Source organism: Pseudomonas sp. NFX98 (assembly GCF_047784845.1).
GTDB lineage: Bacteria > Pseudomonadota > Gammaproteobacteria > Pseudomonadales > Pseudomonadaceae > Aquipseudomonas.
In genome coordinates, this window is the sequence record NZ_JBLNNF010000023.1 from 31698 (window position 1) to 44307 (window position 12610).

The window sequence follows — 12610 nt, forward strand, 5'->3', positions numbered from 1 at the left end:
TGTAGTAATCAAGGCTGTCCAGCCGGAAATAATTCAACTTCTTGCGACTTTTTGCGGGTGCGACGAGGTCAACATCTCCCATACGCCATTCAATACCGGGAGTGACAAAACCATGAGCGAGTGCAAGGCGCTGTTGATTCTGCATGGCAAGCAGGCGCTCAATGAAGAGGTTCGTGCCGCCGTCGAAAGCAAGCGTGCACAGGGATGGGAGCTGGCCGTCCGGCTGACCTGGGAGGCTGGCGACGCACAGCGGCTGGTGGATGAAGCGTTGGCGGCAGGTTACAGACAGATCGTCGCTGGTGGTGGTGACGGTACATTGCGCGATATTGCCGAGGCCATGGCGGCGCATTCCACGCGAGCCAGCCTGGTGCTGATGCCCTTGGGAACCGCCAACGATTTCGCACGTGCCGCGGGCGTTCCACTGGAGCCTGCTCAAGCGCTGGATCTACTGGATGTCACACCGAGTCCGATTGATTTGGGGGAGGTCGGCGGGCAGGTTTTCCTGAACATGGCCACTGGCGGTTTTGGCAGCCAGGTCACGGCCAATACCTCCGAGGAGTTGAAAAAGGTGCTTGGCGGCGCAGCGTATCTGTTCACCGGTTTGTCACGCTTCAGCGAACTGCATGCGGCGTATGGCGAGTTGCAGGGGCCGGATTTTCACTGGAGTGGAGATCTGCTGGCCCTGGGCATCGGCAATGGTCGGCAGGCGGGTGGCGGCCATGTGTTATGCCCGCAGGCACTGGCGGACGACGGTTTGCTCGATATCAGCATTTTGCCCGCGCCGCAGGAAGTGGTCGGCACCCTGAAAAACCTGCTGGCCGATGGCTTCGGTATCGACAACATGTTCGTGCGGGCTCGTCTGCCATGGGTCGAGATCAAGGCTTCCGAGGGCCTCTACATCAACCTCGATGGTGAGCCTCTGGAGGGTGACAACCTGCGGTTCTCGGCGCGACCGGCGGCACTGCTTGTGCATTTGCCCGAGGATTCGCCGCTGTTGAGTGCGACAGGAGCTGTCAGTCGTCCAGACTGATGATCTGTTCACGCACGGCGAACAACACCAGGCCTGCGACATCGTAGATTTGCAGGCGCTTCATGATCTGCGAGCGATGGGTTTCGACGGTCTTGACGCTCAAGCCCAGGCCGTTGGCGATTTCCCGGGTGGATTTTCCGCGAACGATCAAGCGCAGGATTTCCAGCTGCCGGGCCGTCAGGTTGTGCGAGTCAGCGGGGTCAGGACTTTTCTGAGTCCGGGTTAGCGCCTGGGTGATGACCGTATGGGCAATGGCCGGGCTCAGGTAGCGTTCGTTATTACGCAAGGCTTCCAGCGCATGTTCCAGTTCAGTGGCTGTGGTGTCCTTGAGCAAATAGCCATGAGCCCCGGACTCCAGCGCCTGCATGATGAGTGCCGGGTCGGTATGCATCGACAGGATGAGGACCTTGCTCTGCGGGCGGACCCGTTTGAGTTGCTGTAAAGCTTCAAGGCCGCCGGTCTGCTTCATGGAAATATCCAGCAGCACAATGTCTGGGGACAGGTGCTCGACCATGGCGAGCAACTGCGAGCCGTCATTGGCCTCGCCGATGACTGCGTAGCCAGGAATATCCAGCACCAGGGCGCGCACGCCAGCCCTGATCAGCGAGTGGTCATCCACCAGAAGTAAGTTACAAGTCAATGCATAACCTTATTCGTACTGGCCCGTTCGAGCGCGCGAGGCGCCCAGGGGAAGAGAGCTTCGATTTGAGTACCTTTGCCCGGTTCACTGGTCACCGTCAATGTGCCGCCCAGCTGAGCGATCCGCTCCGACATCCCGGCCATTCCGCGTTGTCCCTCACGACCCGGGTCCGTGGCTGGCGCGAAACCCTGGCCGTCGTCACTGATCGATAATGTCAGACCCTGGGGCAAACGTTGCAGGCAGACCAGCAGATTCTTTGCTTCGGCATGCCTGAGAATATTGGTGACCGCTTCCTGGGTAATGCGAAACGCCGCCACGGCCATTTCTTCCGGAATCCCGGTCAGGCGTTGATGGCAGTCCAGGCTCCAATGCACGGAGGTATTGGCCAGCGTCTTGAGCAAATGCGCACGCAGACTGGCTTCCAGTCCAAGGCTGGTCAACTGCCGCGGATTGAGGATGGCCGAAACGTCGCGGACTTTGGCGAGGGTTTCCTCCAGGGTGTCGCACAGTACCGAGCATTGCCCCTGGAGTTCTTCCGGCATACGGCGCTTGAGCCAGTCACTCTGAAGTTTGGCAGCGGTCAGCAACTGGCCAATGTCGTCATGCAGTTCCCGGCTGAGCCGGTGACGTTCGTTTTCCTGGACTTCGAGCAAGCGATCCGCCAGTTCCTGGGGTTGAAACTTGATCGACTTGCGCGACAGGCGATATTGCACCCAGACACAGCTCAAGGCCGCGATATTGATCGCCAGCAGAGCCAGTGGCAGCTGGGTGGAAAGGCTATAGACCAGCAGGCAGCCGAGCGTAGAGCAGGCACATAACAAAAGCGTGAACCGTCGCGCATTTTCTCGGGACGGTGGCCACGTGGCGATTGACTTGAGGCTGGCGTACATAGCGGATGGAGCCAATGGAGGTTCGCTGCGGGCAGACCGGTCATGCTGGCTGACGGGTCTCTGTTTTGTAATGTTGTACATCGACTTCAACGCTGCACAATTTCTGTATAAGAAATCGAGTCTGGAACTTGATCGACTGTGGCCGTGGCAATCAAATTGCCATTAATTGACGCCAACTAATGGGCGGCATAATACCACTTAAGATACCGTTGGTCGCGCATGCGATATATGTCCCGGGAGTCAGGATGCAAGGCATTCTGGACTTGATTTCCACATTGGAAAAAGTGTGGTTTTTTCGTGGGAGAGATGTCGGTTTCCCTCGGTTCTTGTCTTTTAATACCAGGAAAAACCCTGGTCAAGACAAGCAATCAAATGCCGAAAGGAATAGGTTGTTTATTGGCGGTTGTCGTTAATTGATATGCGGAGTTCAATTACGACATGCGCGTGCTCAATATGTCGCGCAATCATGACCCGCAGAATGTGGATTAAGCCTGCCGCTCCATATAGGGAACGAGTGTGAACGGTTTGGAATTAACCGGGAGTTGATACTGAGTTTGGCCGACCTGGAAGGCAAAGGCTTCGATCAGTATTGTCTGTTCACTTTCATCCAGACTCAGTTGGCCGGTGTTCTGGTCGATCAGTTCAAGTTGCCAGGCGATCAAAGTCAGGCAATCTTTCAGCGCACCCAGGGCCTGGTCGTGCAGGTCCATGTGATTCTGCGCGTGGTTGAGCAGGCCATGAATGTGCAGCGAGAACTCCGAAACGGCTGCCAGCGCCAGGGCATCCGCCTTGCTGGCCAGTTTCAGAAGAGTACTGAGCATGCAGTCGATGGCGTCCTTGTCATTGCTGATCAGTTGCAGATGACTGAGGCATTCTTCGGTTTTCGCCAGGAGCGATTCGGCTTCGATGAGAAACTCCGGGACCCGCTTTGCCCACTCTGTACGATTGTTTGGCATGCTTATCTCCACAACGTCATGACTAATGAGGGGATGTCGTGTGTGTCGACGAGGACGACGGGCGTCCCGACGTAACCGTTTCGTCGTGAGATCGCGTTCCGGCCATCCTGGATGCAGGTGGGGGAACTACTTGTTGAGGGGGTGGATGGCCACTGACCTGCGATCGCACACAAAAGCCTGACTCCATTCATGCAATGAGAATGGCGTCACATTAATGGCTATTGGATATTGCGAATATCAGGTTGTGCCTGATTGTTGCTAGGGGAATCCCTTACGCAGCGGAACCTATTGCGCAAACTATGGTCGCGTCGCAGAGACTGTAGCAGATGAAATCACAACGCCAGTAAAGCATGATGTTAATGTGACATCAATGTTTGAGCGTGGCATTTTAGAGGGGGTCAAGGTCTGGCAAAACCAGCCGATAACCCTCTATCTAGTGAATTCATCAGTACAAGCCCAGGAGTCATTGATGGCTGGCATTCTCGATACGGTAGACCAACGTACGCAATTGGTGGGTGAGAATCGCCTGGAAATTCTCATGTTTCGTCTCGCCGGACGGCAATTGTTCGCGATCAACGTGTTCAAAGTGCAGGAAGTTCTGCAACTGCCGAAGTTGACCCTGATGCCGCAGCGTCATCCGTTTGTGTGCGGCGTGGTCAACCTGCGTGGCCAGACCCTGCCGGTGATCGACCTGTCCCAGGCCATCGGTATGCGTCCTCTGGTGCCGGGCCCGAACAGTACGATCATCGTCACTGAGTACAACCGCTCCGTGCAGGCCTTCCTGGTCGGTGGCGTGGATCGTATCGTCAACATGAACTGGGAAGCGATTCTGCCACCGCCGACCAGCGCCGGTCGCCAGCACTACCTGACCGCCATCAGCAAGGTCGACGATCAGTTGGTGGAAATCATCGACGTGGAAAAAGTCCTGGCCGAGATCGTCCCTTACAATGCCAAGGTATCGCGCGACAAACTGGATGATCCGGTACTGGAACGCGCCCGTGGCCGTGAAGTGCTGCTGGTGGATGACTCCAATGTGGCCCTGGCGCAATTGCGCGACACCCTGGGTCAGTTGGGCGTGAAGATGCACATCGCCAGCGATGGTTTGAAGGCCTTGAACATGCTCAAGGCCTGGGCCGATACAGGCGTGAACATGACCGACAAACTGCTGATGGTCTTTACCGACGCGGAAATGCCGGAGATGGACGGCTATCGCCTGACTACGGAAATCCGCAACGATCCGCGCCTGCGTGGCCTGTATGTGGTGCTGCACACGTCGCTGTCCGGCAGCTTCAACGACTCGATGGTCAAGAAGGTCGGCTGCGACAACTTCCTCTCCAAATTCCAGCCGGACAAACTCGTCGACGTGGTGCGCCAGCGCCTGATGCTCGATGCGGTTCCAGCCTGATCTATCCCTGTAGGAGCGAGCCTGCTCGCGATGGACGTCAACGATAACGCGTGCTGTCTGACTTAACGCGTTATCCGGACGTTCTTCGCGAGCAGGCTCGCTCCTGCAAGGGTCTTTGCTCTTTGATTCGCCGATCAAGCTCGTATAGGGTGACGTTTTTGCCCACAGGGAGCTGGTCATGCTGCGTCTGAGCGCGCTTTATCGTTATCCGTTGAAATCCGGCAAGGGCGAGGTCCTGCAACAGGCTGGTCTCGACAAGCTGGGGCTGGATGGTGATCGACGCTGGATGCTGGTGGACGAGGCCAGCGGGCGTTTCCTGACCCAGCGCGCGGTGGCGCAGATGAGCCAGTTGTCGGCGTTGTGGAATGCCGAGGGTGGCCTGACGCTCAGCGCGCCAGGTCATTCGCCAATCGATATTGCATTACCCGGCAGCGACGCCGAACTCCGCGGCGTGACCATCTGGCGCGACACTTTGCGTGTGCCGGATGCCGGCGATGCGGCGGGCGCCTGGGTCAGTGAGTTCATTGGTAAACGCACGCGTCTGGTGCAAGTGCCGCTGGACCGCGCGCGGACCACACAGTCGGGCTTCGGCAAGGACGATGATCAGGTTGCCTTCGCCGATGGCTTCCCGTTGTTACTGATCGGCCAGGCTTCACTCGAGGATATTTCGCAGAAAGTCGGTCGGCCAATGGAAATGCTGCGCTTTCGACCCAACCTGGTGATCGATGGCAGCGAAGCGTACGCCGAGGATGGCTGGAAACGCATACGCATCGGCGATGTCGTGTTCCGCGTGGTCAAGCCGTGCTCACGTTGCATTTTGACCACCATCGACCCGCAAACCGGTGAACGTAGCCATGATCGCGAACCTTTTGCCAGCTTGCAGAAGCACCGCTCCACTGAGGACGGCGCGATGTTCGGTCAGAACCTGGTCAACGACGGCAACGGCCGACTGGAAGTGGGGATGCCGGTAGAAATCCTCGAATAACTGCCCCGCACAATGAAAAATGCCCGTGTCCAAGGACGCGGGCATTTTTTTGCGCTGTGAAAACCCAGGGTTTTAGCCGCGGTATTCGCACAGGTAAGCGGTGTCGACGGCCACTTTCAGCTGGAACTTGCTGTTGGCAGGCACGTTGAACTGGCTGCCGGCGGCGAAGGTTTCCCAGTCAGTGCTGTCCGGCAGTTTGACGGTCAGGGCGCCGGACACAACGTGCATGATTTCACGCTGGGCGGTGCCGAATTCGTATTCGCCCGGTGCCATGACGCCGATGGTCGCCGGACCCTCAGCGGTGCCAAAGGCGATCGACTTGACGGTGCCGTCGAAGTACTCGTTGACTTTAAACATGGGCGATTCCTCGAAAAGGGCTAAAAAGGGCCGGCCAGTATGCACAAGGCCTTTGTTGGCGTCACCTGTCTAAAGCGGCAGAACCAGCGGTAGCAGCCGTGCGGTGTTGCGCGCATCTTCGAGCGCCCGGTGTTGCTGGCCGGTGAACTGCAAACCTGCTAGCTGCAGGGCGCCATTGAGCCCCAGCGGGCGTTCCAGTCGCCGGGCCTTGGCAAAGCGTTGTTTGAGATTCATGTGCTGAACCCGACTGAGGACGCTATCGAGTTGCAAGCGCTGCCATTCCTGGAGCAATTGTTTGCGATCGTAGTCGCCCCAGCTGGCCCAGCCTTCAAGACGGCTGTGATGTTGGCCGAGCCAGCGCTCGAACGCTGGCCAGACTTCGCCAAGGGGTTGCGCATTATCGATGTTGGCTTGGGTGATGTGCGTCAGCTCCCGACAAAACGGGGTCAGCAACGGCCTGCGCAACGGCCGGACGAAGCGTTGAAAGTGGTCCACTTCGCGCCCTTTGCGGTCCACCAGGGTGGCGCCGATTTCGATGATTTCCATTTCCGTTATCGGCCAACCACCCTCATCGGTGGTGGCTTCCAGATCAATGACCAGCCAATGAGGCATCGCAGGGTTCCTGGTATCCGCGTCCTGATAGGTCTGAGCGTAGCCAAACCCGACGGATCCGCCTAGCGGCTTATTCAACCTCCAACAAAATCTGACGATTCTTTACCTGATCACCGACCTGCACCTGCAAGCGTTTGAGTACGCCGTCGATGCCCGACTTGAGCGGATGCTCCATTTTCATGGCCTCCAGCACCACCAGCAACTGGCCTTTGCTGACAGTACTTCCTTCACTGACCAGCACGTCGACAATCGCGCCGTCCATCGGCGCCTTGAGAGTACCGCTGCTGACACTGGATTGAATGTTGACCAAAGCCTGGGTCCGGTCCTCCAGTCGCAGGCTGCCCGGTCGGGTAAACAGGCACAGCCGCCCGGCCTCCAATCGATACGCATGGCGTTGGCGGATGCCGTCGATTTCCAGGGTGGCCCGTCGCCCGTCGCACTCGATCACGCGCAGTTCAAGCTCGCGGCTGGCGGCTTGAATTCGATAGGCCTCGCCCGGCACCGCGTTCAACGCCACCGACCACTCCTGTTCGTCCAGGCCGAGGCGATAACTCAACGGCACACTGGCGTTGTTGCGCCACCCGGCCAGCGGGCTGCGGTGAGCTTGAGCCGAGGCGTGATAGAGCAGGGCGGCGGCAATCGCCAGTTCTTCAGCGCAGGGCACATGAAGGTGCAGACACGGATGATCGGCGAAATGCTGCGCGATGAATCCAGTGCTGAATTCGCCGCTGATGAATTGTGGATGTTGCAGCAGGCTGGCGAGCAGGCGCTGATTGCTTTGCACCCCCAGCAACACGCTGTCCTGCACCGCCCGCAGCAGCTTGCGCCGGGCCTCTTCGCGGGTGGCGCCGTGAGTGATGATCTTGCCGAGCATCGGATCGTAGAAGGGGCTGACGTGCTGACCTTCGATCAAGCCGTGGTCGATACGCACGCCATCTTTCAGCGCTGGCTCCCAGGCTGAGATGTGTCCGGTTTGCGGTAGAAAACCCTGTGCCGGATCTTCGGCATACACGCGCACTTCCATGGCGTGACCGGTGAGCTGCACCTGCTCCTGACGCAGCGGCAGCGGTTGCCCTTCGGCGATGTTCAGTTGCCAGGCCACCAAGTCCAGGCCGGTGATCAGTTCGGTGACCGGGTGTTCCACTTGCAGGCGGGTGTTCATCTCTAGAAAGTAAAACTGCCCGTGCGCATCCAGCAGGAATTCAACAGTGCCCGCACCCACGTAATTGACTGCATGCCCGGCCTTGAGCGCCGCTTCGCCCATGGCCTGGCGCAACTCGGAAGTCATGACCGGGCAGGGCGCTTCTTCGATGACTTTTTGGTGGCGGCGCTGGATCGAGCAATCGCGTTCGCCGAGGTAGATCAGGTTGCCGTGCTGGTCGCCGAACAGTTGCACCTCGACATGCCGTGGATCGATCAATGCCTGTTCGAGGATCAGTTCATCGCTGCCAAAACCGTGCAGGGCTTCGGAGCGTGCGGTGCGGATTTGCTCAAGCAAATGGCTGGCATCGTGTACAAGGCGCATGCCGCGCCCGCCACCGCCGGCGCTGGCCTTGATCATCAATGGATAGCCAATGCGCTCGGCTTCGCGGCTCAGGGTCGCGTCATCCTGTTCGGCGCCTTGATAGCCTTTGATGCACGGCACGCCTGCTTCGAGCATGGCGATTTTCGACAGGCGTTTGCTGCCCATCAGTTCGATGGCTTCCGGGCTGGGGCCGATGAAGGTAATGCCGGCCTGTTGGCAGGCCAGGGCGAACCCGGCGTTTTCCGAGAGAAAACCGTAGCCCGGATGGATCGCATCCGCGCCGGTACGCCGGGCCGCATCGATGATCGCCGGGATATTCAGGTAAGACTGTTGCACCGGGGCCGGGCCGATATGCACGGCTTCGTCGGCCATTTGCACATGCAGCGCATCGGCATCGGCGTCGCTGAACACGGCGACGGTGCGATAGCCCAGCGCCTGGGCGGTGCGCTGGATGCGGCAGGCGATTTCACCGCGGTTGGCGATGAGGATTTTGTGGAATCCGGGCATGTTCTATTCCCTGGGTTATTGCGGTGAATTTGATGGCCTCATCGCTGGCAAGCCAGCTCCCACAGGTTTTTCGCAATCCCTGTGGGAGCTGGCTTGCCAGCGATGTTTTCAAGAAGCCCACCCCGGTTTTCGCTTTTGCACAAAGGCCATGGTGCCCTCGACTCCCTCAGCACCGGTCACCGCTTCGCTGAACCATTCGGCGGCTTGATTCAGCAATTCATCGGACGGCTGTGCAGCACTGGCCAGCAACAATTTCTTGGTCGTCGCATTCGCCCCCGGCGCGCAACACAGCACATGCGCCAGCACTTCATCGAGACGCTCGGCCAATGCCTGCGGGTCATGTTCGACAAAATGCACCAGCCCCATGCGCCGCGCCTGGGTGCCATCGAAGCGCGCCGCGGTCAGCGCCAAGCGTCGGGCCTGGGTCAGGCCGATGCGCTGCACCACGAACGGCGCGATCTGCGCCGGCAACAGGCCGAGGCTGGTTTCCGGTAATCCGAACTGCGCTGAATGATCGGCCATGGCGACATCGCTGACACAGGCCAGGCCAAAGCCACCGCCAAGCACTGCGCCTTGCAGCACGGTGATGACCACTTGCGGCGCGTGTTGCACTTCTTGCAGCAGGGCACCGAAAACCCGATTCAAATCACGGTGCGCGCTCGAACCCTGAGCGCGGGCATTGGCCATGTCCTTGATGTCGCCACCGGCACAGAAATGTCCGCCGGCACCACCGATGACGATCGCACGAATGGCGCGGTCATCGTGCACCGCCGCCAGCACCGCGCGCAGTTCGGTGACCATCTGCAAGCTCATGGCATTGCGGCTTTCCGGCCGATTGAGGGTGATGTGCAACACGCCGTTGTGCGGCTCCAGCAACAAGGTCTGGCAAACCGGCAGGGTGCTCATTTCTTTTTCCCCGGCAGGATGCCCATGAGTTTGCAGATGATCCCCAGCATGATTTCATCGGCGCCGCCGCCAATCGACACCAGCCGCACATCGCGGTAGGCGCGGGCCACCGGGTTGTCCCACATGAAGCCCATGCCGCCCCAGTATTGCAGGCAACTGTCGCTGACTTCACGGCCCAAACGACCGGCCTTGAGTTTGGCCATGGACGCCAGGCGCGTGACATCCTGGCCTTTGACGTATTGCTCGGTGGCCTGATAGACCAGCGCCCGCAGACATTCGATTTCGGTTTGCAGTTCGGCCAGGCGAAAGTGAATGACCTGATTGTCGATCAACGCACTGCCAAACGTCTTGCGCTCCTTGCAGTACTCGATGGTGCTGTCGACGCAGTACTCCAGGCCCTTGATCATGTTCGCCGCGCCGAACAGGCGTTCCTCCTGGAACTGCAGCATCTGCATCATGAACCCCGCACCTTCATGGCCGATGCGGTTGCGCTGCGGCACGCGCACGTTGTCGAAAAACACCTGGGCGGTTTCCGAACTGCGCATGCCGAGCTTGTCGAGGTGCGAGCTGAGGCTGATCCCCGGCGTGTTCATCGGCACCATGATCAGCGACTTGTTGATGTGCGGCTTGTCGTCCGAGGTGTTGGCCAGCAGGCAGATGAAATCGGCGCTCGGCGAGTTGGTGATCCACATTTTGCTGCCGTTGATCACGTAGTCGTCACCGTCCTTGCGGGCCGTGGTTTTCAACCCGGCCACGTCGGAACCTGCACCGACTTCGGATACGCCGATGCAACCGACCTGCTCGCCGCTGATGGCCGGGCGCAGGAACTCGTCGCGCAACTCATCGGAACCGAAACGGGCGAGGGCCGGGGTGCACATGTCGGTCTGCACGCCGATAGACATTGGGATGCCGCCGCAATGAATGGTGCCGAACTCTTCGGCGGCGACAATCGAATAGCTGTAGTCCAGCCCCATGCCACCGAATTTTTCCGGTTTGGAAATGCCCAGCAAGCCGAGGTCGCCGGCCTTGCGGAAGACCTCGTGGATCGGAAAGCGTCCGGCCTTTTCCCATTCCTCGACGTGAGGATTGATCTCATGCTCGACGAATTGGCGGACGGTGCGGCGCAGTGCTTCGTGTTCCTGGGTGAAGATCATTTTTATTGTTCTCCTCTGATCGCCCTTAGAAGCGGGCTACACCAAAACTGTTGGCTTGCAGCGGCCGCACTTCGGCCTCGTGACAGATATCCAGCAAGTAACCGAGCAAGGTCCGGGTATCGCGCGGGTCGATCAAGCCGTCGTCCCACAGGTTGGCGCTGCCGTAGAGCGCCGTGGACTGGCTGTCGAGTTTCTGCGCGGTGACTTGTTCCAGCATGTCTAGCATTTTCGGGTCTGGCACCAGGCCGTCCTTGGCCTGTTTGGCCTCGGTGACGATGCGCAGCACTTTGCCCGCCTGCGCGCCACCCATCACGGCGGTGCGGCTGTTGGGCCAGGCGAAGATGAAACGCGGATCGAGGCCGCGCCCGCACATCGCGTAATTGCCGGCGCCATAAGAACCGCCGACGACGATGGTCAGTTTCGGCACCCGGGCGTTGGCCACCGCCTGGATCATCTTGGCGCCGTGCTTGATCACGCCCTGTTGCTCCGATTCGGTGCCGACCATGAAGCCTGTGGTGTTGTGGAAAAACAGCAACGGGGTCTGGCTCTGGTCGCAGAGCTGAATGAACTGTGCAGCCTTGCTCGCGCCTTTGGGCGTGATCGGGCCGTTGTTGCCGATGAAGCCGCAGGCGCGACCCTGGATTTTCAGTTGACCGCAAACGGTCTGCTGATCGAACTCGGCCTTGAACTCGAGGAAGTTCGAGCCGTCGGCAATGCGGGCGATGATTTCGCGCACGTCGTAAGGCTTTTTCGGGTCATCCGGGATCAGCCCCAGCAGTTCGTCGACGGGGTAGAGCGGTTCCTCCCAGTGGCGTTCGGGCAGCCATTGCAGTTGCTCGTTCCAGGGCAACAGGCCGACGATTTCGCGCACCTGACGCACGCCATCGGCATCGTTTTCCGCCAGGTATTCGGCGGTGCCGGCGATTTGCGCGTGCATTTCGGCGCCACCCAGTTCTTCATCCGTGGCGACTTCACCGGTCGCCGCTTTCAGCAGCGGCGGCCCGGCGAGAAACAGTTTGGCCTTGCCACGCACCACCACCACGTAGTCCGACAACCCTGGCTGATAAGCGCCGCCCGCCGTGGCCGAACCGTGCACCACGGTAATCTGCGGCAACCCCATGGCCGACATCCGCGCCTGATTGGCAAAGCTGCGCGCGCCTTCGACGAAAATTTCCGCCGCGTAGTTGAGGTTGGCACCGCCGCTTTCGGCGAGGGTGATCACCGGCAGTTTGTTTTCCATGGCGATCTGTTGCAGGCGCAGGGACTTTTTCAAACCGCTGGGGGAAATGGTCCCGCCCTTGATCGCGCTGTTATTCGCCACCACCAGCACCCGCACGCCGGAGACGTAACCGATGCCGGCAATCAAGCCGCCACCAGCCGAGCTGCCGTCCTTGTCATCGTGCAGTTTGTAGCCCGCGAGGCTGGCCAGTTCGAGAAACGGGGCGCCGGGGTCCAGCAGCAGATTGAGGCGCTCACGGGGCAGCAATTGTCCGCGCTTGTCGAATTTTTGTTTGGCTTCGGCGGCCTTGTTCAGCAGGTTTTGTTCGAGCGTGCGAACTTGCTCGATGGCGCTCAGCATCGCCCCATGGTTCTGGGCGAACTGCTCGCTGTGGGGATCAAGTTGCGACTGAATCACCGGCATG

At 59.4% G+C, this 12610-nt stretch carries 12 protein-coding genes; 3 read left to right on the forward strand and 9 right to left on the reverse strand.

The genetic code is table 11. The features are described from left to right. The first annotated feature begins 112 nt into the window (after positions 1-112). On the forward strand, positions 113-1030 hold the full coding sequence (yegS, locus tag ACM110_RS25950) for a lipid kinase YegS (protein ID WP_416129996.1): 918 nt from the start codon (positions 113-115) through the stop codon (positions 1028-1030). Here yegS and ACM110_RS25955 read toward each other — a convergent pair. The 3 genes from ACM110_RS25955 to ACM110_RS25965 form a co-directional block, all read right to left on the reverse strand. Next, positions 1014-1670 (reverse strand): response regulator, encoded by a 657-nt coding sequence (locus ACM110_RS25955; RefSeq protein WP_416129997.1) that lies wholly within the window; start codon positions 1668-1670, stop codon positions 1014-1016. The genes yegS and ACM110_RS25955 overlap by 17 nt on opposite strands. Next, positions 1667-2560, reverse strand: coding sequence for a sensor histidine kinase (locus ACM110_RS25960; protein WP_416130044.1), 894 nt, complete (start codon positions 2558-2560; stop codon positions 1667-1669). Before ACM110_RS25960 ends, ACM110_RS25955 begins: the two co-directional genes overlap by 4 nt. Positions 2561-3045: 485 nt before the next feature. Beyond that, entirely contained in the window at positions 3046-3516 is a 471-nt protein-coding gene (locus tag ACM110_RS25965; protein ID WP_416129998.1) for a hypothetical protein, read from the reverse strand. 469 nt (positions 3517-3985) lie between these two features. Here ACM110_RS25965 and ACM110_RS25970 point away from each other — a divergent pair, with 469 nt between their 5' ends. Together ACM110_RS25970 and ACM110_RS25975 are read left to right on the forward strand one after the other, a co-directional pair. Next, entirely contained in the window at positions 3986-4921 is a 936-nt protein-coding gene (locus ACM110_RS25970; protein ID WP_096509805.1) for a chemotaxis protein CheV, read from the forward strand. 178 nt (positions 4922-5099) lie between these two features. Beyond that, the gene (locus ACM110_RS25975) at positions 5100-5906 is read left to right on the forward strand and encodes an MOSC domain-containing protein (protein ID WP_416129999.1); all 807 of its coding nucleotides are present in this window, start codon (positions 5100-5102) and stop codon (positions 5904-5906) included. Positions 5907-5978: 72 nt separating this feature from the next. Here ACM110_RS25975 and ACM110_RS25980 read toward each other — a convergent pair whose 3' ends face one another. The 6 genes from ACM110_RS25980 to atuC all read right to left on the reverse strand — a co-directional run bounded on the left by ACM110_RS25980 (position 5979) and on the right by atuC (position 12609). Further along, positions 5979-6263 (reverse strand): pyrimidine/purine nucleoside phosphorylase, encoded by a 285-nt coding sequence (locus tag ACM110_RS25980; RefSeq protein WP_003183665.1) that lies wholly within the window; start codon positions 6261-6263, stop codon positions 5979-5981. A 69-nt stretch (positions 6264-6332) separates the two neighbouring features. Continuing rightward, a complete protein-coding gene (locus ACM110_RS25985) occupies positions 6333-6875 on the reverse strand; it encodes an exonuclease domain-containing protein (protein WP_338582188.1) in 543 nt (180 codons plus the stop codon). Between the two features lie 70 nt (positions 6876-6945). Next, on the reverse strand, positions 6946-8907 hold the full coding sequence (locus ACM110_RS25990; RefSeq protein WP_416130000.1) for an acetyl/propionyl/methylcrotonyl-CoA carboxylase subunit alpha: 1962 nt from the start codon (positions 8905-8907) through the stop codon (positions 6946-6948). Between the two features lie 108 nt (positions 8908-9015). Next, positions 9016-9813, reverse strand: coding sequence for an enoyl-CoA hydratase/isomerase family protein (locus tag ACM110_RS25995; RefSeq protein ID WP_416130001.1), 798 nt, complete (start codon positions 9811-9813; stop codon positions 9016-9018). After that, complete coding sequence (atuD, locus tag ACM110_RS26000) at positions 9810-10967, reverse strand: citronellyl-CoA dehydrogenase (protein WP_416130002.1); 1158 nt, start codon at positions 10965-10967, stop codon at positions 9810-9812. Before atuD ends, ACM110_RS25995 begins: the two co-directional genes overlap by 4 nt. Positions 10968-10992: 25 nt before the next feature. After that, entirely contained in the window at positions 10993-12609 is a 1617-nt protein-coding gene (gene atuC / locus ACM110_RS26005; protein ID WP_416130003.1) for a geranyl-CoA carboxylase subunit beta, read from the reverse strand. Between the last annotated feature and the right edge of the window lies 1 nt (position 12610).

What these genes read in the sequence shown, in the direction of transcription:
- ACM110_RS25985 (WP_338582188.1), bottom strand. Translation starts at nt 6,875, where the DNA reads ATGCCTCATTGGCTGGTCATTGATCTGGAAGCCACCACCGATGAGGGT.
- atuC (WP_416130003.1), bottom strand. Translation starts at nt 12,609, where the DNA reads ATGCCGGTGATTCAGTCGCAACTTGATCCCCACAGCGAGCAGTTCGCC.
- ACM110_RS25960 (WP_416130044.1), bottom strand. Translation starts at nt 2,560, where the DNA reads ATGTACGCCAGCCTCAAGTCAATCGCCACGTGGCCACCGTCCCGAGAA.
- ACM110_RS25970 (WP_096509805.1), top strand. Translation starts at nt 3,986, where the DNA reads ATGGCTGGCATTCTCGATACGGTAGACCAACGTACGCAATTGGTGGGT.
- ACM110_RS25990 (WP_416130000.1), bottom strand. Translation starts at nt 8,907, where the DNA reads ATGCCCGGATTCCACAAAATCCTCATCGCCAACCGCGGTGAAATCGCC.
- ACM110_RS25980 (WP_003183665.1), bottom strand. Translation starts at nt 6,263, where the DNA reads ATGTTTAAAGTCAACGAGTACTTCGACGGCACCGTCAAGTCGATCGCC.
- yegS (WP_416129996.1), top strand. Translation starts at nt 113, where the DNA reads ATGAGCGAGTGCAAGGCGCTGTTGATTCTGCATGGCAAGCAGGCGCTC.
- ACM110_RS25975 (WP_416129999.1), top strand. Translation starts at nt 5,100, where the DNA reads ATGCTGCGTCTGAGCGCGCTTTATCGTTATCCGTTGAAATCCGGCAAG.
- ACM110_RS25965 (WP_416129998.1), bottom strand. Translation starts at nt 3,516, where the DNA reads ATGCCAAACAATCGTACAGAGTGGGCAAAGCGGGTCCCGGAGTTTCTC.
- atuD (WP_416130002.1), bottom strand. Translation starts at nt 10,967, where the DNA reads ATGATCTTCACCCAGGAACACGAAGCACTGCGCCGCACCGTCCGCCAA.
- ACM110_RS25995 (WP_416130001.1), bottom strand. Translation starts at nt 9,813, where the DNA reads ATGAGCACCCTGCCGGTTTGCCAGACCTTGTTGCTGGAGCCGCACAAC.